This is a genomic window from Rhodothermaceae bacterium (assembly GCA_009838195.1).
Taxonomy (GTDB): Bacteria; Bacteroidota; Rhodothermia; order Rhodothermales; family Bin80; genus Bin80.
Genome location: VXSC01000044.1, coordinates 73,451 through 94,748, shown reverse-complemented (window position 1 = coordinate 94,748; position 21,298 = coordinate 73,451). Strand labels below are relative to the sequence as shown.

General features: G+C 50.4%; 14 protein-coding genes. 5 read left to right on the top strand and 9 right to left on the bottom strand.

From position 1 onward, the window contains the following. Positions 1–99: 99 nt before the first annotated feature. From F4Y64_10155 to F4Y64_10120, 8 genes are all read right to left on the bottom strand, one after another. Positions 100–3,297 (bottom strand): efflux RND transporter permease subunit, encoded by a 3,198-nt coding sequence (locus F4Y64_10155; protein MXX97961.1) that lies wholly within the window; start codon positions 3,295–3,297, stop codon positions 100–102. A 172-nt stretch (positions 3,298–3,469) separates the two neighbouring features. Continuing rightward, a complete protein-coding gene (locus F4Y64_10150; GenBank protein MXX97960.1) occupies positions 3,470–4,663 on the bottom strand; it encodes an efflux RND transporter periplasmic adaptor subunit in 1,194 nt (397 codons plus the stop codon). Positions 4,664–5,213: 550 nt separating this feature from the next. Further along, positions 5,214–6,245 carry a methyltransferase domain-containing protein gene (locus F4Y64_10145; GenBank protein MXX97959.1) on the bottom strand — a complete coding sequence of 344 codons (1,032 nt, stop codon included), beginning with the start codon at positions 6,243–6,245 and terminating at the stop codon, positions 5,214–5,216. 261 nt (positions 6,246–6,506) lie between these two features. Next, a complete protein-coding gene (locus F4Y64_10140; protein ID MXX97958.1) occupies positions 6,507–8,534 on the bottom strand; it encodes a cytochrome P450 in 2,028 nt (675 codons plus the stop codon). A gap of 214 nt (positions 8,535–8,748) precedes the next feature. Further along, positions 8,749–9,741 (bottom strand): Rieske 2Fe-2S domain-containing protein, encoded by a 993-nt coding sequence (locus F4Y64_10135; protein MXX97957.1) that lies wholly within the window; start codon positions 9,739–9,741, stop codon positions 8,749–8,751. A gap of 290 nt (positions 9,742–10,031) precedes the next feature. Beyond that, positions 10,032–10,961, bottom strand: coding sequence for a methionyl-tRNA formyltransferase (locus F4Y64_10130; GenBank protein MXX97956.1), 930 nt, complete (start codon positions 10,959–10,961; stop codon positions 10,032–10,034). A 53-nt stretch (positions 10,962–11,014) separates the two neighbouring features. After that, positions 11,015–11,968 (bottom strand): signal recognition particle-docking protein FtsY, encoded by a 954-nt coding sequence (gene ftsY / locus F4Y64_10125; protein MXX97955.1) that lies wholly within the window; start codon positions 11,966–11,968, stop codon positions 11,015–11,017. Positions 11,969–11,972: 4 nt separating this feature from the next. After that, positions 11,973–12,599, bottom strand: coding sequence for a CDP-alcohol phosphatidyltransferase family protein (locus F4Y64_10120; protein ID MXX97954.1), 627 nt, complete (start codon positions 12,597–12,599; stop codon positions 11,973–11,975). Between the two features lie 51 nt (positions 12,600–12,650). On the opposite strand from F4Y64_10120, the gene F4Y64_10115 reads away from it, so the two are divergent. Together F4Y64_10115 and F4Y64_10110 are read left to right on the top strand one after the other, a co-directional pair. Further along, the gene (locus F4Y64_10115; protein MXX97953.1) at positions 12,651–13,223 is read left to right on the top strand and encodes a biotin transporter BioY; all 573 of its coding nucleotides are present in this window, start codon (positions 12,651–12,653) and stop codon (positions 13,221–13,223) included. Positions 13,224–13,231: 8 nt separating this feature from the next. Further along, a complete protein-coding gene (locus F4Y64_10110) occupies positions 13,232–14,392 on the top strand; it encodes a hypothetical protein (GenBank protein ID MXX97952.1) in 1,161 nt (386 codons plus the stop codon). An 8-nt stretch (positions 14,393–14,400) separates the two neighbouring features. Here F4Y64_10110 and F4Y64_10105 read toward each other — a convergent pair whose 3' ends face one another. Continuing rightward, complete coding sequence (locus F4Y64_10105; protein MXX97951.1) at positions 14,401–14,898, bottom strand: hypothetical protein; 498 nt, start codon at positions 14,896–14,898, stop codon at positions 14,401–14,403. Between the two features lie 305 nt (positions 14,899–15,203). Here F4Y64_10105 and F4Y64_10100 point away from each other — a divergent pair, with 305 nt between their 5' ends. The 3 genes from F4Y64_10100 to F4Y64_10090 all read left to right on the top strand — a co-directional run bounded on the left by F4Y64_10100 (position 15,204) and on the right by F4Y64_10090 (position 21,285). After that, on the top strand, positions 15,204–18,038 hold the full coding sequence (locus F4Y64_10100; GenBank protein ID MXX97950.1) for an insulinase family protein: 2,835 nt from the start codon (positions 15,204–15,206) through the stop codon (positions 18,036–18,038). 240 nt (positions 18,039–18,278) lie between these two features. Then, a complete protein-coding gene (locus F4Y64_10095) occupies positions 18,279–20,519 on the top strand; it encodes a S9 family peptidase (protein ID MXX97949.1) in 2,241 nt (746 codons plus the stop codon). A gap of 4 nt (positions 20,520–20,523) precedes the next feature. Then, positions 20,524–21,285: a CPBP family intramembrane metalloprotease gene (locus F4Y64_10090; protein ID MXX97948.1), complete on the top strand. Its 762-nt coding sequence runs from the start codon at positions 20,524–20,526 to the stop codon at positions 21,283–21,285. Positions 21,286–21,298: the final 13 nt, after the last annotated feature.

The window sequence follows — 21,298 nt, the reverse complement described above, 5'->3', positions numbered from 1 at the left end:
TTGATTTTGACTTCCCCTCTTTAGGTAAAATCTCCAGTTTAAAGTGGTAGGCAATGAGCAAGAGGTTGCAGCAATCGGAAGGTCTGGTCTAAGACAGGATCAGGCATTCTGCATATCCTGTGCAGTGCGATTGGAGTTGATTCGAGAGAAAGCAGCCATCAGTGCAGGTAAGAGCAGCATCAGGATTGCAGTTGTAATCATGATACCAACGCCTAATGATGCCGCGAATGGGACCAGATACTGTGCTTGAATCGCGGGTTCTAGGATAAGCGGCACAAATGCCAAAAATGTAGTCACTGACGTTAGCATAATGGGACGGAAGCGACTCTTAGCACCTTCGACAATTGCGTGTCTTGGTGTACTTCCCTCTCGAATGCGTCGATCGATTGAATCAATCATTACTAACGAATCGTTCACAATGACCCCGCTGAGGCCGAAAAAGCCCAGGAAAGAAACAGCGCTGAGCGGGAGGCCTAGTATCACATGACCAAGGATAATTCCAATAAGGCCAAATGGCACGATGGCCATCAATAGGAATGGTTTACGATAGGAGCGCAGGGGAATCGCCAACAACGCGTATATCGCCAGCATGGCAAGCATAAAACCACGGTTGAGTGCTCCCAGAGACTCCAGTTGTTCTTGCTGTTCCCCCCCAAAGGAATAGGTTAACTCCGGCTCGGAAGCGGTTATATCTGGGAGGAATCTATTTTCAAGAATCTCGTTGGCCTGTGATCCAGAGATCACTTCAGCATTCACATCTGCCGTCACGGTCACAATTCGTTGCCCGTCTCTGCGTCGAATTACTGGTGGGGATGTTCCCATTGTCATCGTGGCAACTTGGTGGATCGGAACCTTCCCATCTGATTGCGTCTGGATCAAATATCCTTCGACGTCCGTGATTGCTTCTCGCTCACTAGCGGGCAAGCGCGTATAGACCCGGACTTCTTCTTCGCCTCGCTGCAGTCTTACCGCCTCCACACCAAAAAAAGCTGACCGTACCTGTTGTGCCAGATCTTCGACGGTGATGCCGAGTGTTCGCGCTTCAGGCCTTAACCCCAGCTGAATCTCCCCGATCCCCGGGGCATGATCCGAGCGGATATCAAAGACACCGGCCACACTATACAGGCTATTCACTACTGAATCGGCAGCAACAATGAGACGCTCTGAGTTTGGGTGAGATAGAACAACCTCCACAGGATTTCCCAGGTTGATGACATCACCACTGAAAGCAATTCCCCGGACATAGGGCAAGATTCCCACCTCTTCCCGCCAAGCCTGCATAATTGTAATGGTGGACATATCCCGTTGTTGGGCACTCAGTAACCTGATTTCAATACCGGCAATATGGGACTGGGGATTCATGGTAGGAGATGAATCAAGTCCTCCTCCTTCTACACGAGGGCCTTGACCTACCACGATGAGTGTCCCCTGCAGCAGTGAAGGGGCGCCCTCCGGCCCTTCCTGATCCAAACGTTCAATCACGCGTCTGCCTGCAGCCTCCAGTTCCATTGCAACTTCAAGAGTTCTCTCTTCGGGCGTTCCCTCTGGCATTTCAAGCGTAGCAGTGACAAAATCACCCTCGACTACGCCGATAAGTGTTGTCGGAACCACGCCTGCCGGAATTAGCGACACACAGAGTACAAACAAACCGAGGGTTCCCGAAATAATAATTGCGGGATAATCCGTAGCAAAGCGGAGGGCGCGATTCAAGGGGCCCTTAAGGAACCTGGTCAGCCCTTGATCTACGGATGTTCGAATACGAAAAAGGAATTTATCTGCAAAATTGGATGGCGTCCATTCCGGACCCGGCAGGTGGGACAGATGCGCAGGTAGAATGAAAAGTGCTTCAATCAGAGAAATCACCAGCATACCAATAACAATCGCCGGCAATGCGAACCATACCTCTCCAACACCACCCGGAATGAAGAGCAGAGGAGTAAACGCCGCTATCGAGGTGAGGACTGCGAAGGTTAGTGCTGTCTTGATTCTTCGTGTTCCCCGGATCGCAGCGACCGGTCCAGGAAGACCTTTCATGCGCTGAGAATAGATTCTCTCGGCTACGACAATGGCGTCGTCCACAATAATACCGATTGCCAGGAGGAATGCGAAAAGTGACTGGGCGTTGAGTGGAAGATCAAGCCACAGCATGACCGACAATGCACCTACACCGGAGGTGACCAGACCGAAAATAACCCATATTGCAAGCCGGATCTCAAGAAAAAGGGCCAAGGCGATGAAAACTAAGATGAAGCCCAGAATACCATTCCGAACCAAAAGACCTGCACGCTCTGCATAGACAGGAGAATCATCGTTCCATACAGTAATCCCAATACCATCGGGAAGTGAAGGCAGGATCACATCCCGTACGTGCTCATTGACTGTGTCCGAAATCGTTTTAACATTCTCATCTTCTCCTCGATAGACTTCCACGAAAACTGCCGGCGTGCCCTGATGGCGAACAATCATATTGTTTTCCTGGAATCCGTCCCGAATCGTTGCAATATCTCTGAGACGCACAATCGCACCGTCGTTTTGAGCAACAATGGCGATTTCCTCAAAATCAAGTTGATTGTAATTCTGGCCAATAGTGCGCACCCGGACCTCGGACTCCCTTGTGTCAATGCTCCCGGCAGAAAGATTGAGTGAGCTCTGGCGGACAGCGTAGGCAATGTCCTCCAGCGTCAATCCGAGCGCGCGCAATGTAGCAAGTGGTACCTCAATAGAGATCTCATAATCCCTCGTGCCGCTGACTTCGACGAGGGATACGCTAGGCAAAGTTTTTAATTCATTTCTGACTTGATAGGCAAGTTCTTTCAGCGCGCGTTCGGTGGCATCACCGAAAAGCATCAGTCGAATCACACTGGTACGGCTGTCCATTTCCCAAAACTGGGGGCGCTCGGCTGTGGCCGGAAAAGACTGAATTTGTCCGACAGCAGCCTGCACCTCGTCCATCGCTTCGCTGAGATTCGTGCCGGTTCGCCACTGAATTCTGACGGATGCCAGCCCGGGAGCGGCTAGGGATCTGATTGCCTTGACATCCTCCAGTGTCTCAATTCGCTCTTCAATCTTTACTATGATGGATTCTTCAATCTCTTCTGGCGTAGCCCCAGGATAGGCCATGAAAACTTCAATCATATTGAAGGGGACTACCGGCCAGCCTTCCCGCTCCAGACCCCCAAGTGATACAAGGCCCAAGGCGATAATGCCAAACATTAACAAATTGGGGGCAATCCGATTACTCGCCATATAGGCGATTGGCCCTGCCGGCTCACCCGAATAGGGGCCCTCCTGATTCATCAGCGCAATCGGATTCTAGGGTTTGGAAACAACACGTAGGGGAAAGTTTGATCAACTTCAGACTGGATGCTCATATTGCTATGTTCACGATTGATCTGAATTTGAGAATATCTCTTGCCGTGTTCATGGATGCAATGCCCGGGTTGCATGGTCTCGGTAGGCTGGAATCCCCTTATAATTGGGTCCGTACTGCCATCCCATCAATGGCTGCTTGGATTCCACTCACAACAACTTGTTGTCCTGCCTCAAGGGATCCAATAAGAAAAACCTCATCCTCTGAGCGCTGCAGCACTTGTACAGGAACGCGGTTCAGTACATCGTTGCGCACAACCCATACCTCAGCATCCGGTTTGAGAGCTGATCGCCGTACCCTGAAATACTGGTCTGGAATTGCTCCGTCAATTTCGACGTTCACAAACTTACCGATCAGAAGAGGTGGGATGCTGTTCGACTGCGTGAAGTCTTCCGTGTTCAGGTCTGATCCAGCTGTGAACGGATTGGGTACACGAATGACCACTTCAATTGTGCGTGTCTGCTTTTTCAGCGCCGCTTCCGCACGATCGACATAACCCGTCCACAAATAATGCCGTTCGCCATACTTTGCGATTACACGAGCGGAAGCCCGTTTGTTTTGGGCGCTTGGTCTCAATCCCCAGAGTCCAGGAATCAGTGCCGCACTTTCGTCTGGAAGTGGTACCACTACCTCAACCGTATCAATACTATATATGCGTCCAACATTTTGGCCTGGTGCCACGAACTGTCCTACTGTAACAGACTCGCTCAAAACCGCGGCCGTAAAGGGACTTTTAATGGCGACTCTGGAAAGATGCAATTCGGCTTCGACGAGCTCAGCCTGGTCCCTGTTCAGCGCGGCCTGAGCAGCTGCTAGTTGGGGTTCCCACAACGCTAAGGGGCTGGGTTGTTCAGTATTCCCCTCATTTTCCCACCTCTCGAACTGTGTCTTCGCAATACTGGATTCTTCCTTCACACGCATTAACTCAAGTTCTTGAGCGGCTACATTGGCGTGTGCCCTGTCTACTCTACCCAAGTAATCTGCATCATCAATTCGAAATAGAATCTCACCTGAGGACACTAGTCCTCCACTTTGGAAGACAGGATTCACCCACACGATTCTGCCGGAAATTTCCGCTGTCACATTCACTTCTGCATATGGGCGTACAGTACCTCCGCCATATATCGGGATTGGTCCCTCTCCACTCGTAACGGAATCGGTAGTTACAAACGGGGCACGTGGGGGAACAGCCTGGCGGGCAGTTTCAGGTCTTCGAGCGATGAGAGTAGCGGCAATAGCCACACACCCGACAAGGGTAATACCGGCAACCAAAAAGCTACGTCTTCTGCCCATTGGATCGCGTGAAATTTTCAGATCCTTTATGCTGGCAAAAAAGGTTCTTTTTCATTCTGAGGGAATCGTTCATTTTCGGAGACCTCCAGGATATGCAAATATTTTTGCAATGGGATACAAGCATTGATCAACCGAAGTCTGTTCTAGAATCCCCGCTGCCTTTGAACTTGTGATAAGTCGTGTTGAATTCCAGAAACATCTCATTCGGGTATGCCTACTGAATTCATAATCCATGCACTGAGTACCGAAGTCAGCCTGAGGTTAATAGTCTCGTTTTATAACTCAGAATCCTGCCATTGCCGCCCCGAGAATATACAAAACAGCTTTACGTAAAACAACATACACGGCCATGTTTGATCGCTTCCATCGTTTCCCCAAACGTCACGAAAAAAGTGCCCGTTTGGCGATGAAAATTGTAAACTGGGTCAATCCGAACTTTCTTCCGGCGATAAATTGGATGCAGCCCTAGCCCCGGTTCTCACCTCTGTCTTCATCTCAATCTTGTCCGTCGATCGTAACGGCACACGCCGTGCGAGACCGTGCAATCGGTCTAATGGGGTTTGCGTGCCAAGAAACAATACAGCGGCGTGAAGATACCGGTTTTTCCGCCTTCGACATAGGCATCGGCGGCTTGGTCCAAGGATCGGAAGACTTCTGCGGAACCCTTTGGAAACAACCCAACCATCTCGGCCAACTTCGATCCTGCAACTATCATTCTACGGCCCTTTGGAAGCCTGAACAAGACGTTTCCCAACATCCCATGTCGACTCTCCATGGGCTGATACCATGGTGTGGTCCCTTCCCCTGATACTTCGCGGTCCATCCCTTCAATAATGTGGAACCCCACTGCTTCAAGCGCTTGATTCACTTCCCCGAACGTAGCGATATCCTTTAGTGCGAGGTCGCGCTGGAGGTCGTGCTTAAGATCACAGTGCCGACTATCATTCGGATCAAACTTATCCGTCAGACACATCTCCTGCCCCCAGAACAGAGCGCCAGGTTTCAGCACGCGGAATATCTCTTCAAACGCCCTTTTTTTATCCGGGGCATAGCACGTTGACTCAATGGCATAACCCCCGTCAAAGGTATTGTCTTCAATACCGTTCATATTCATGAAGCTGCAGGCCAAATAATCAACCATGTGATCAATCCCAGCCTCAGCATTCAATCTTTTCGCTTTTTCCAGCTGGATTGTGTTGTTGTTAATCCCAACAACTTGAACACCGGCCTCGCGAACGACACGACGCATCGGGCCACCGATTCCACAACCGACATCAACCACCGTCATACCCTGCTTCAGGTCCAGCTTGTCGATCATCAATCGTTGATGGCGGGTTTTGGAATCCTCCAAGGTCTCATGTGGAGCGAGGGGTGCGAAGTGCAGGGATTCACCCCAACTCCATGTCATTAGCTCGCTGTAAAGATCGTAGTAGTCCTTGACCAGCTTGGTGTGGTCGTAATCGCCTGAATTAACGGCTTCGGGCGTCGCTCGCTCCATCCAACCTTCAAAGTCTTGCACGCGACGGGCGACATTGCCCTCCCGGTACGCATCCCTGAGCCTTTTCGATAGCTTCCACGGCATGGTTTCTCCTCTCTCTCAGGTTTTTGAGGGGAGAATAGAGAACTCTGCTTCGCCTAGATTCCCGCTGAGATTAATCTCTTCCGTTCTCATTCGTCCCCGGAGGAAATGCCTTAAACTTGGGGTTTTTACCCAAATTATGAGGTGAGCCATGAGTTTAGGGAAAATTCAAATACTCCCTGGTATAGTAGGGTAAGTGGAGACCATTCCGCGGATGGAGCGAATCCTGGCTACCCAGATTACCAATACTCTCCCAGCACACTCTCATGCGGTGGGAATCGGGTTTCTGATTTCGGCGACACGAAACTTGAGGTATTTTCGGGGATGACAGTTCGGAAGCGGATTGATTTTGATTTCCCCCTCTTTGGGTAGAATCTCCAGTTTAAAGTGGTAGGCAATGAGCATGAGGTTTACGGCAATCTGAAGGTCCGTATAACGGCGTCCAAGACAGGTGTGTGTACCCAAACCATATGGCATGTAGGCACCAGGCTGTGTATGCTCTGATCGCTCGGGTAAATAGCGGTCTATATCGAACTTGTAGGGATCCTTGAAATAATCACTGTTGTAATGAGTTGCGGTATGACCGATCAGAACTCGTGACCTCGAGGGTATTTCATATCCGTCAAAAACGCACCGATTCACAACGGCTCTCACCTGCCATGGAATCACGGGATACATGCGAGTAGCCTCCATCATGAGACGTAGAGTTATGTCCGTGTTTCTGGGACAGAAATCTTGATCTTCGGGCGTTCGTCCGTTCCCAAAAAGCTTCTCCGCTTCCTGGTAAATGGCATCGTGGATTTCCGGGTTTCGAATCATGCAGTAGAGTGCGAGTGAAATCCCCGAACCCAGATAAATGCTTGCAACCATGCCTGCAACAAACGAGAAGGTCAAATCTGTTTCTGACACAAACTGAGGATCATTCTTGTGAAGTTCCAGATACCCATCGGCAATATCCATTGGTTGGCCTTTACGCTGCCCAGGAGTGTGAGATGAAATGATCATCTCCTGAAATTCAGCCACACGCTTTCTATAGCGCTTCATTTTTCGCGTTTTGATCATGAATTTGGGGAATGCATTCATGGTGTGCACGATCAAAGCACGATGCTGAAAATCCAGCAGTTCGTCTGAGAAATGTGAACAGTCCACATTGTAGACCAAATGTGAGACCTGATCACTCATGTACGATCTCAGTGTATCCATGACGGGCAACTCATCTCCTTCCTTCCATTTGCTCATGGATCTCCTGCTGTGATAGTACATTTCTGGCAGCCTACATCCAATCGCAGAACGAGAATAGACCCCCTTCAAGCCCTTGCGCATCCTATAATGGTCAGCACCGTCCAAGCCCGGTAGAGTTCTTGTAGAACCAAATGCGTTTTCAAAGTCTTTGATATATTCCTTCGAGCGAAAATAAAATCGACCGTTTTTGTTGATCCAATGGTTTGCTTCTGCTCCCGTCATAAGGTACGTGGGAAACCCCTGCATCTTATACGGTAGTTTAATTACCGAACCATGTTGAGAATGAAGCCGATGCAGCCCCCGCGGAATATATCCCCTGAGAAAGTCTCGGTGCTTAAAGATTTCAAGGAATCCAATTTTTGGAATAGGTTTGGTTTTCGGGGCTTTTCGCCTAGGTTGGACAGCACTATTCTGCACTGCTGTAGCGACCGTTCGTCCCAGAAGATCTAGCTTGGATACCAATTCGATTCTCTCTAGAGACTCTTCGTAGTCTTCCTCTTCAAGCAGGATCTTGAACCCGCCACACGCATGAAGTAATGCGATAAGAATCGCATCCCGAGGATCTGGAAGAGTGTCATGTAAGATCACATCCAGAATTCTTGCCTTCGCTTCACGTCTTGACGAACCTAAATATGGATAGAGACCCGATCGTGAAACCGAGCGAGCCAAGCCAAAAAATTCGCCAGACTCGCGAACAAGAACTCCCCGGTCTACTAGGCGGTCGAACGAAGTAGAGACTACGTCATCAACCCGATTTGCGTTTTTCTCAATCCAAAATTGCGCATCGCGAACTTTGTTGGACGTGGCAATATCTTGGAGTGTAACATCAAGCAGTTTATCTCCTGTCGGAGCGGCATCAATCAGGTAGAGCGACTCCAGATCTGTATCAATCCGGCCCTTAAGTGCAAGATCGGCAATGATCGCTCCAGCCATAACACACGAGAACTCCCAACCGGGCACGATCTCCAGGTAACCAGTCTTTTCATCCAATGTCAGAAGGATCAATTCTTCGGCAAGACTGATCTCAGACGAGGTGTTGTTTTCGCTCATGATCTATTCTGTGGGGAGACTAAGGAAAACACTATTCAAATACTGGTTTTGTAGGTAAGCATCATCCTCAAATTGGTTCCTGCTGGGTCAAGGGAAATGCTTTGGTTCTATAACAACAATATACGTATTCACACCTAATACCGTGGTGTGGACTCATGTATCATGTGGGATACACACCTACGCGGGAATCCTCGTCAAGTAGGGCAGTTTAGGATTATGAATAAAATTGCTTGCAGTAGCGTCGGAATTTTCCAATTTCACCGTCCGACTTACATAGCCGCGGCTGCGGAATATATCGCTTATTCCGCCAGATATAGACATCATCCCTCACATCCTTCTCTTGCATAAGTAGGATGAATCTGTTCATGAGACCGGTTCGAATATTCTGAGGTAGAAATCGCAGACCAACAATTGCCCGTTTTGGTTTACGCATCTGCTGTACCTGGCTGGCCAGTACCAAATCAATGTGCTTCCCGTCTACAGGAGTTGCTAGCACATAAAAATTGATGTGCATATCAATGGACTTCTCGTGGATCTTCACGTTTGAGTATCCAAACCCATAGATTTGCGCTTTTGCAGTCACATCAAAATGAATCTTTACCCCAGCTACATTCTGAGCACGTATGAAATCAAAACTGCTCCTGAGGTAAGCACCATCCACTGCAAGCGGTTCAAACCGATAGACATTATCGTAGCCGTGCACGTACCGCAGATGAGCTAAATCAACCGAATTCTCCGTGGTTTCTTGAGGATGACCTGGAAACCGAATCGTCTTAAATGCCAGTTCACTCCACCGGCCCTCACTTTCGGGGCTCTCTGGAAGATACCACTGTGGAGGGCGTCCATCGAGCCCCCACCAGGCAAAGACGATTCCATTGATGTCTCTCGTCTCGTACACCTTTAGCCGTGCAGTCTTGGGGGGCGGGGCATACGGCGTCGCGGAACATCTACCGCTGACTTCAAACTCAAACCCATGAAACGGGCATACGAGACAACCGTCACGCACCATGCCGCCAGATTCTGGCCCCAGATCTGCTCCCAGGTGTGGGCAAAATGCATCTGCCACACACACACGACCTTTATCATCACACCAAACGACAATTTCTTCGCCCATCCAGGTTTTTCGAATCAGCTTCTCCTTCAGTAGGTGCTTGTGACTGGCCACGAAATACCAACCCTCTGGAAATGGGGATATACTGTTAGTCATGATCTGAACGCTACGCTATATAATTATCTATCTAACGAAGTTTATTTCGTTAGAGCAAAGAAATTCTGACTCCGAAGTTCTGTACAAAAATAGTGTTTTTATGCCAACTCAGGCTTTTGGTCTGATCATATAATATCCCAAATTGACCTACTCTTTCGGGGGAGAACAGCAACAGCAACCGGAATCTCTTGAAGATTCTGTTCCGTATGATCCGGTAGCCCATTGGGATTTAATATAGAACCATGATCGCACTACACCCTACCAATTCTATAATTCCTAGAAGCCAGACTTTATCTCTGGCCTGATAGGTGCGATCCCGGCACGATCGGATGTCCATTCAGGAAGTCCTTCGCTGCAAGAACCCGTTGCCCCGGAGCTTGTAGGTGTGTGATGGAAATTGCTCCAGTCTTGCAGGCAACCACGATGTGGCCATCCGATCTGAGTACGGTCCCCGGGCTCCCTGTTCCCTCTGTAACACGGCTTCCCAGAATCTTCAGGGTTCCTGATTTCCACGGAGTCCAGGCGCCAGGGTAGGGGGAGAGGCCGCGGCAGTGGTTATGGACCTGGTCCGCCGAATCGGTCCAACGAATACGGCAATCATCCCGAAAAATTTTCGGAGCGGCAGTTGCAAGTGAATTATCCTGTGGACACCCCTGTACATTTCCGGTGGCAATTCGCCGGGTTGTTTCCAAAACGGCACGTGCCCCAAGTTTTGCGAGTCGATCATGCAGGCTTCCCGCGGTCTCATCTGTCGGAACGACGGTTGGCCATTGAAGGATAATATTCCCTGTATCGACCGCAGGCTTCAGAAAAAAAGTCGTTACCCCGGTTTCAGTCACTCCGGCCATCAGCGCTCTGTTGATTGGAGCAGCTCCTCGAAATTTAGGCAACAGAGAAGCGTGAAGGTTAAATGCTCCGAGCTTTGCACATGTGAATACTTCAGGAGGCAGAATCCGGAATGCAACGATGATCTGGAGATCACAATTGAGGTCATTGATCTGAGCTGCAAACGCAGGATCTTTTACGGACTCCGGTTGAATGAGGGTCTTGATACCAAAACGCTGTGCGGCTTGCTTGACGGCGGTTGGTTGAAGTTTGCGGCCTCGTCCGCGCGGGCGATCCGGCCCGGTAACTACAGCAACAGGTCGGTAGCCATTCTCTACCAGCGCCCTCAGTGAGGGTACAGCAAAATCGGGAGTCCCCATAAAGACTACTCGCATATCAGTCTATTCGGCTTTGCTTATCAGTCAGGAAGGCTTGAGGCCGGAGGGGATCATACGATGGACAAGGCTTTCACGAAATGATCCCGATTAAAGATCTGCAGATCTTCCAGTCCCTCTCCTACTCCGATATACTTGACAGGCACTTTGAACTCATTCGAGATGCCGATAATAATGCCCCCTTTGGCGGAGCCATCCAGCTTTGTGACAACCAGGCCGGTCACATCTACGCTCCGTGTAAATTCCTGGGCCTGCCGCAGTGCATTCTGTCCGATCGTGGCATCCAGTACCAGGAGCACTTCATGAGGCGCCCCAGCGAGTTGGCGGCCCATGACACGTTTTATTTTTGCAAGCTCATCCATGAGCCCCGTTTTGGTATGCAGGCGACCTGCAGTGTCAATAATAGCGACGTCCGCGGAGCGATGAACTGCTGATTGGACCGTGTCGAATGCGACGGCTGCGGGATCCGCTCCGTGTGATTGTTTGATGATGTCAGCCTGTGCGCGATTGGTCCAGATCTCAAGCTGCTCAATCGCTGCTGCCCGGAAGGTATCCCCGGCGCCAATGAGCACACTTCGGCCTGCCTGCGTGTAACGCCATGCAAGCTTTCCTATGGTTGTAGTTTTTCCCACACCGTTGACACCGACCACCATGATCACATGGGGATGGTTCTTGAGCGGAGCATCAAAATCTGCAGGGCGTGCGGGCAGATTTTTTTCAAGGAGTTCGGCAATTTCCTGGTTAATCAGCGTCCGTAGCTCGTCGGATGAGGTGTATCGGTCTCGCGCCGCTCTTTTCTCAATCCGACTGACAATTTCTAGGGTGGTATTGACCCCCACATCACTGGTGATCAGAGCTTCCTCAATGCCATCCAGCACGGATTCGTCAATCTTACGTTTCCCTTTGATGAGACGGCCGATCTTTCCGAAGAGGCCATCCCGGGTTTTTTTCAGTCCAGATTCCAGGCGATCTTGGTCCTGAGTCGGTGAGCTTTTACTGAACCTCATGTGATTAATTGGAGCGATTTCGTAGGCCGAAAAGTCGAGCCGCATAAATTAAGAGCGAGAGCCCAAGAAGCCCGATGGTTGCCCATATCGCTATATCCATAACGATTTGATCTGCCTTCAAAAGTGCAAGAATAAATGTGATTCCAATTGCAGTTGCTGCAATCTTGCCGGGAAGGTTGCTCATTTGCACATGTCCGAGATAACGCGTTAGAAAGAACCCGCCCATTACAATCAGAAAATCGCGCAGAATGATTGCTCCCAGAACCCAGAAAGGCAGCAAGCTTTTCCACACGAGTGCAATCCCCAGCAGAGCGGCAGAGATCTTATCTGCAGCCGGATCCAGGATCTTGCCCCACTCGGATACGGTGTTTGTGCGGCGAGCAACCTGGCCATCAAGCAAGTCCGTAAGCCCGGCTGCAAGAATCAAGGCCAGGCTCCAGATTACGGGCCCATCCGTAAAAATAACCACTGCCGCCGCGCCAGAAAGTGGGACACGAGAGATACTGAGTAGGTTGGCCAATGTCCAGTAGGGCCCCTGCATGGAGAAGGATGACAAGATTGCGCAGTTAAGATCGCGTGGTACGAAATCACACTTAAAAAGGTACCATACCGGTGATCCAATCCGAAACATATAGGACTTCAAAGGGTAACGAAGTCCAGTTTCAGTCACCTACCGCGTACCATGACCGCACCATCGGCTCGGACTCCTTGGATAGAGACATTGACTCCCGAGAAGGCTTCCGTACTTGTTCAACTTCTAGCAGTCACCTTCTTTGCAGTCGCCACGGCACTTGGCGCTCAGGTGCGCATCTATCTTTGGGAGATCCCGGTCACATTACAGACCCTTTTCGTATATGGGAGTGGTTTAGTACTTGGGGCACGGAACGGCTTTTTGTCCATGATCCTCTACCTGTTGATCGGAATGTTCTTGCCCGTCTATGCCGGGAGCGGGCACGGTTTGACCTACTTGACCACTGCTGTCAGTGCAGGTTATCTCCTAGGGATGCCATTATCGGCATACGTCATTGGCCTGATCGGAAAGAATAAAACTAGTGTGTTTAGTGGTGTGATTGCGGTCGCTGCGGGTTCTGTTGTGCTCTTTGCGTGCGGGGTGAGCTGGTTACACTTTGCGGCTTCACACATGTCCTGGTGGTACTCTATTGAGGTTGGATGGCTTCGATTTGTTGCTTTTGATGCAGTGAAAGTGCTGATTGTTGGACTCACGTATGGTGGTTTACGACGCTGGGGTAGATAGGGCACGCAATGAATCGCGTGTGGTTCGCCGTACTCCTGGGAGGGATTCTATCCTGTTCATCTGCTGTAGCGCAGTCTAGTATTCTGTACGAGCCAGAGGTTCGAGCGTCAGCTAAAGCTGGACTAGAGGCATTGTACGATCTTCGGTTTGAAGAAGCAGAAGATCACTTTCAAACCATCACCGAACGTCATTTGGATCATCCTATCGGTCCATTTTTGGAGGCATTAACCCTTTGGTGGACCATTCTTCTGGACTTAACAGATACATCTCACGATGAAAAGTTTTATGCTGCTATGGGAGAGGTGATCGCGCGCAGTAATGAACGACTGGATGCGGACGGGAATGAATTCGATGCAATGTTTTTTAAGGGGATCGCGTTAGGGTTCAGGGGGCGTTTGCGCTCCAATCGCCGTGACTGGATTCGGGCTGCGGCAGATGGCAAACGGGCCATGGATTACGTATTGGCGGTTGCCAACGCAGATACAACCAATCACGATTTTGCATTGGGAAGGGGCCTCTATCAATATTATGCTGCATTGATTCCCGAACGGTACCCATTTGTGCGACCGGTCACGGCGTTTCTTCCACCAGGAGACCGTTCAGGCGGGCTGTATGAACTCGAGCGTACGGCCAGAGAGGGATACTATATGCAGACGGAGGCGATGTATTTTTTGGCGCAGATCAACTACCTCTACGAGAAAGATTTCCAAGCATGTGTCCAACAGGTTTCGTGGCTGCGTGACAAGTACCCCAGAAATTCCTTTTTCCATACACTGGAAGGTCGAATTTATGCAAGTTGGCATCAGTGGCAGGCTTCTGACACTGTTTTCGCAGACGTCCTGGAGCGCTATAAGGCACAGGAAACCGGCTATACACCGGCGATGGCGGAGCAGGCACTGTATTTTCTGGCGCGGTCACATATTGCTAGGGGAGAAGCATCTGCCGCCTTACCTCATCTCTTATCTCTGGAGGCATTGACTGCACGACTGGATGCCGACAGCTACTTCAAGGTTGCTGGGCGTCTCTATCAGGGGATTGCGTACGATCTGATGGGAGACCGCGACCGGGCCATCACCCGGTACAAGGATGTACTCAGAATGAAACGCTGGGGATCCAGCCACACAGACGCCCGGCGATATCTGGCGAATCCCTATCCGGCTACAGGATAGACGACGGATTAGTTCTCGTCTGCAGTTGGGCCATAGCTCGGGGGTAAGGGTACATTATTCATCCGCAGATATACGGAAAGTTGAGCTCTGTGATGGACCAGATGGCTGATCCCAAATCGGCGGAGTACCGTAGCCTTGGACTCCGTGAAATACACCTGGTCTCCATAACTGAGCGTCCAGGGCTCAGACAGCGTATCCACAGTCGTACGGTCGAGAACCTCAAGCAAATTTTTCTCATTGGAATTGAACATGGCGATCAACTCTGCCTGTGTCGACGCTTTCGTTTTTGGCCAGGGTTGGGACATATCAATGCCGTCTTTCTCCAGCGTGGTCACCTGCCACCAGAGCAGGTCGACGATGTGACTGGCTAATTCGCCCATGGTCCATGATTTTTTATGTGGACGCCAGTCAAAGCAGTCGTCGGGGACGCGCGAAAGCATTTTTCGCGTCACTCCTAATTCGTTGTCCATGTCACCAAATGCCAGATAAAGGGGATCTGCAGTCATTGAATTTGAAGTTTTTTGTTAAGACACCAGCAAACCCCGCAAACTGCATTTGGGTTCAATGAAATTTTGCTTGTCAGAGAACACATCGTGTGCAAGTGCAATTTGACTGCGTCAGAGAGCTGGATCTTTTTCAGGACCGTGCGCGCTGAAAATCTTAACACACCGAATTGGCGCACAGGAGGCAATCCCAAAGGACTCGAGTAGAGAAATCCCTTGAACGTATCTGCAGTCGGATCTTACATTCTGGGTACGTGTTCACCGTGATTCGTGCTTTTCCTACAATCGTTACCACAAATACGAGATCGATGAACGTACATCCCACTTCATTCAAAACCGTGCTGGTCGCTTTTCTACTTTGCATGACGGGTTATTTACCCGCTGTGAACGCGCAGGCCCAGCTTGACTTGAATCAGCCCATTCCTGTTGATAGCGCTGTTACCATTGGCCAATTGGAGAATGGTATAACATACTATCTGCGAGAGAACCACGAGCCGGAGTCTCGTCTTGAGCTTCGCTTGGCCGTAAATGCTGGTAGCATACTGGAGGACGAAGATCAACTTGGGCTGGCCCATTTCGTGGAGCATATGCTTTTTAACGGTACGCGGCGCTTTCCGAAACAGACGCTTATGGCCTTTTTGCAGCGCATTGGCATGCAAATCGGTCCGGATATTAATGCTTATACAAGTTTCGATGAAACGGTCTATCAACTCCAGGTACCTACTGATAGCATGGAGGTGGTGCGCAAGGCATTTCAGGTGTTGGAAGACTGGGCAGCCTACGCTACGCTGAGCGACGAAGAAATTGACAATGAGCGCGGTGTTGTTGTGGAGGAGTGGCGCAGCCGACGAGGGGCACAGGGACGCATGTTGGATGAGGAACTCCCGGTTATTCTTGGTGAATCCCGTTATGCGAAGCGGCTGCCAATCGGAGATACACTTGTCATCAAGCAGAGTGCCTACGAAACCGTACGCCGCTATTACGAAACTTGGTATCGCCCCGATCTGATGGCGGTTGTTGTCGTAGGTGCTATGGATGTGCCAACTATGAAGTCCCTGGTGGAAGAACATTTTGCCACGATTCCAACAGCCGAGAATCCGGTGCCACGTCCGACCTTTGACGTGCCATATATGGAGACGCGATACAAGGTTGTGAGTGATCCAGAGTATGATTTTTTCCCGGTACTTTCGATGAGGTACAGACAGCCAGAAGCCCCGATGAAAATTCTTGTTGACTATCGCCGGTCTTTGGTGGGGTCCGTGGCAAGGGGTATGCTTTCCCGGCGATTTGGCGAGATTGCTCAGGATGGTACCCGTGCACCTTTTCTCGCTGCAGGAGCAGGTGCTGGGGATCTTGTTCGGGGGTTCCCCCAATTCAGTTTAACCGCCTATGCGAACGAAGATAGCCTGGTTGCCGCACTTCGCACACTTATTCTCGAATCGGAACGAGTTAGACAGCATCCGTTCACACCTGGCGAATTGTCGCGGTTTAAAGAATCGTTCCTTCGCTCGCGTGAGGAAGCGTACAATGAGCGCGAAAACACACCTTCGGCACGGCTGGTATCTTCTTATGTGAATCATTATTTGGAAGACTCTCCAATTCCGGGTGTTGTGAATCAGTACCGGCTTGCGCAGCAGCTTCTGCCAACTATCACACTGGAAGAAGTAAGTGCGTATCTGCCAAAAGCGCTGAGTAGCGAGGATCGGGTAGTGACCGTAAATCTTCCCGAAAAACCATCGCTTGAATGGGTCACTGAAGAGGTCCTGGCCAGCACATTCGAGGAATATGATGGTACCGTAGTGGAACCCTACATTGATGCTACATCGGATGTACCTTTGTTTGACAAGGTACTGGAGCCAGCTGCGGTCGTAAGCGAAAATTCTATCCCCGAACTTGGAGTTTCTGAGATCACGTTGTCGAACGGTATTCGCGTTGTAATGAAGCCGACCGATTTTCGTGCTGACGAAGTTCGGTTCACATCCTTCAGCGAGGGCGGTACATCTCTGTACGGTGACGGTGAGTACCTGACTGCGTCGTTTGCAGCATCAACTGTGAATGGTAGTGGAGTTGGCGCGTTCAACCAGACGGAGTTACAGAAAAAGCTTTCGGGAAAAAGGGCATCTGTTTCCGCGTCCATCAGTTCCTTGTTTGAGGGTTTCAGTGGCCAAGCGTCGCCGGAAGACCTGGAATTACTCTTCCAGTTAATTCACCTGCGTGCTACGCAGGCACGCTTGGACTCTTCTGCATTTTTGTCTCAGGTCAATCTGAACCGCACTTTTCTGGCGAATCGCGAGAATTCTCCTGGTGCGGCATTCAGCGACACGCTTAGCACGACACTATATATGAATCACCCGCGCTACAGACCGACCAAAATGGAGGAACTTGACTCTATAGATATGGAACGTGCACTGCAGGTCTATCAGGAGCGATATGCCGACATGGATGATTTTGTGTTTGTCTTCGTAGGTGCTTTTGAAGTTGACACACTGACTGCTCTCGCTCAGACGTATCTAGGCACACTGCCTGCGACGGATCGAGAAGAAACGTGGCAGGACGTAAACGTACAGTATCCCGAAGGTACGGTTGTCAAGACGGTATATAAGGGAGAAGAGCCACAGAGTCGTGTAAATATCACATTTAATGGAGACTATGAAGATTCCCGACAGGCTCGCCATCATATGGAATCCTTGGAGAGGCTCCTTGATATTCTCCTGTTCGAAGAATTGCGCGAGGAGCGTGGTGGAATCTACGGGGCGGGCGTCAGTGCTATACAGCTGCGGCGTCCCCAGGAAAGGTATCGATTTTCGATCAACTTTGGCTGTGACCCAGAGCGTGCAGAAGAATTGACGAATGCCGTATTCGAGACCATCAAAGAAATCAAGCAAAGTGGCGTGGAGGAAGATTATGTCGCACGGGTGCAGGAGCAGCAACGTCAGGCTCGGATCACGGATCTTGAGGAGAATCGGTTCTGGCTTAGTGCGCTGCGCAGCTCCTACTACTCGGACAGTGTTTCGGAGCCACTAGACATTCTACGTTATGACGAACTCGTGGATAGCCTGACCGCAGACGATCTGCAGCAAGCTGCTACAAAATGGCTGACTGATCGCTACGTACAGGTAACGCTCTTTCCCGAACAGCCCTGATATAGATACAGAAGATGACCGTACGATATAAGGTGGATTACATAATGTAGGTGTTTGCTCCTTCGTGGGTAGGATCTTCATTGCAGACATTGTAGCCGCCGCCTGTGGGGTCGTTGTAATCGAGTCTCTAAATCTATCCTTGGGGAATTATATGCATGAGTGCCAACGCACCTTGCATATAATTCCCCATCTTTTTGCCTGACGTATATTTTGCAGATCGTAAATATCTACTTTAAGCCTATGCGCATCCTATTGATTGGATTTTGCTTCTTCGCCACCAGTGTTACTGCCCAGATTGAGCGGGAGCCCATTTTAGCTACTGACTTGCTAAAGATTCAGCAGCTTGGCAGTGTCACTGCAGCCCCCAATGGGCGCTACGTTGCCTATACAGTTCGTTCTATCATTCCAGATGGAGACGACGATTACCGGTATCAATCTGAAATCTGGATGGCCGCCGCGGATCGGTCGGAGCCCCCCAAACAGATGACCTATGGAGGAGGGAACTCTCCTGTGTGGCATCCAGATAGTGAGCGGATCACATTTCTGCGCAGTGTGGAGGGGAACTCTCAGGTTTTTGAGATCTCCATTTACGGTGGAGAAGCAAGGCAGTTGTTCAGTTTTGAGCACGGAGTCAGTGAACCGCAATGGTCGCCCGACGGGGAGAATATACTTTTTTCTACAACGCTCAGCAGAGACGAAGTCCTTGAGCTCACCGGAATTACGCCAGAGTGGTCACAGGAGCGTCCGGGGAGATCGTCCTGGGAGGATCATACCGCGGAGGCAAACCCAGATGGAGAACTGGCAAACGTGAGAGCGTGGCTGGACAAAAATCGTAGAGATGCCAATCCACGTCTATTGAATCGGCTGAATTTTCAGGGTGAATTAGACTTATCCCCGGAGTATCGTTCAAGGCACTATTTCGTTGCAAACCTAGCTGGTGATGATCCAGAGATCAAGATGGTTACGACGGGGCATTACAGCTTCAGTGGTGCAACATGGCTTTTGGACAACCGCCAGATCGTAGTAAGTGGTTATCCTGAGACTGCAGGCCATCCTGACCGGGAGCAGGATCGGGACCTGTTTCTCGTTGACATAGAATCTTCGCGCAAGCGTTTATTGCTTGACATTGGAGGCTATCGTTTGACTTCTCCAATCGTCTCCCCCAGTGGGCGGTTTATCACGTTCCAGGCGAGCAGTCTCACCGATCCCGGGTACGCGCAATCCGAACTTGGATATTTTGCCATTGATGGGTTGAGTCCCCCCGAAATGCTGACCCTTGACTTTGATCGGAGTATTAGGAGTGTCAAGTGGTCTCATGATGAGTGGTTTGTGTATTTCACAGCTCCATCCGAGGGGGGTGTACCGCTGTACCGGGCATCCGTCAATGAAGGTCGGCCAGCACTTCCAACAGTAGAGCCCCCCACTGACTCACTTCTGGTTGACAGTTTAGCCCAGAGTGCGAGGTCATTCTTTTATCGTGGGGAATTGCTCCACCGGGGACTTCCCGTTACACAGATGACAGAAAATAGTCGGGGCATTGGTAGCTATGACATTACAACGGCCATGGCTTATATGGTAACAACCCAGGTTCTCAATCCATCAGAGCTGCATGCCTCTTCAATGGATTTTGAATCATCAACGGCGATCACAGCGCACAATTCAGGATGGCTTCAGAATAAAGCATTGAGCTTTCCGGCAGAGTACCGTTTGCAGAGGGATACTCTTAGTTTGCAGTATTGGGTAATGCCCCCCACATTCCAGGCTCCGGGACAGACATATCCCCTCCTGGTTGCCATTCACGGAGGCCCCGCGTCAATGTGGGGGCCAGGTGAAGCCACGATGTGGCATGAGTTCCAGTTTTTGACTGCACAAGGCTACGGCTTGGTCTATTCCAATCCTCGTGGGTCTGGTGGATACGGGCATGCATTCCGTCGGGCAAATTATCAGGATTGGGGGGTAGGCCCCGCTGGAGATGTACTGGCTGCAGCGTCCGAGGTGACGAGGAGGACTCGGTGGGTGAATGCGGATCGTCAGGTAGTGGCGGGTGGTTCCTATGCCGGATACCTCACGGCCTGGATTGTATCTCAGGATCAGCGATTCAAGGCTGCGGTTGCTCAGCGCGGAGTCTATGACTTGAGTACATTTTTTGGCGAGGGCAATGCCTGGCGCCTAGTGCCGAATCATTTCGGAGGGTTTCCCTGGGAAGCGGGTGTACTTCTAAGAGCGAACTCGCCGATTACGTTTGTTGATCAGATCCATACACCACTTTTGATCATGCATGCAGATAATGATCTTCGAACCGGCGTTATTCAGAGTGAGGTGCTGTACAAAAGCTTAAAGGCACTGGAGCGTCCAGTGGAATATGTGCGGTACCCGAATGCAGGACATAACCTCTCACGTACCGGCAATCCGAAACAACGTATTGATCGACTCTTGCGAATTTGGGAGTTTATGGAGCGCCATGTAGGAAGTGGGTCATAGCAGGGTGTTGGGTTCCGAGAGACAACGGTTTATCAAGGGTCTGCGGTCATTGGATCTGCAGACGACGGTCGTACTCACGCTCTGTGCGCTGCTCCTAATCGTAACCTTTAAGTTCGGAAGCCGAGACTTTTTCTTAGATCACATTGCTCCCGATGGGAGCAGATTACAGGCATGGGGGTGGTGGTTTTCGATCCAGGGTGTGACCGGGTTTTTAATTCCGGTACTGGTTCTGGTGGTTGGGTTTCGAAAAAAGCCGGCAGAGATTGGGTTAGGGCTCGGTGACTGGAAATTGGCACTAATCCTGTTTGCTGCCTATGTGCCGATAGTACTCATTGGAACCTGGATACTCTCGGATGGAAGAGTTTTTCAGGTGGAATACCCACATTATCGTGGAGCTGTGGACTCCTGGTCCATTTTTGCAATCTACCACTCACTCTTTCTGTTGTATTGGATTGGCTGGGAGTACCTCTGGAGGGGGTTTGTGCTGTTCGGGACAGCACATACGTTTGGAGTGCATGCGATTTTCGTTCAGGCACTCCCTTTCGCCCTATTGCATGTACATAAGCCCACCAGCGAATTGGTCCTCTCATTATTGGGAGGCATTGTTCTGGGGGCGCTGGTTTGGCGTTGTCGCTCTTTCTGGATCGCAGTGCCGATTCACTCTATTCAGATGTTGGCACTGGATTTCTGGTGCAGCCTTCGAATTCGTACGGGGGCGAGTGGTTTAGGGTTCGAAGCATTACGTACGGCTCTGTCCGGGATATAGCTTGGTTGGTTTC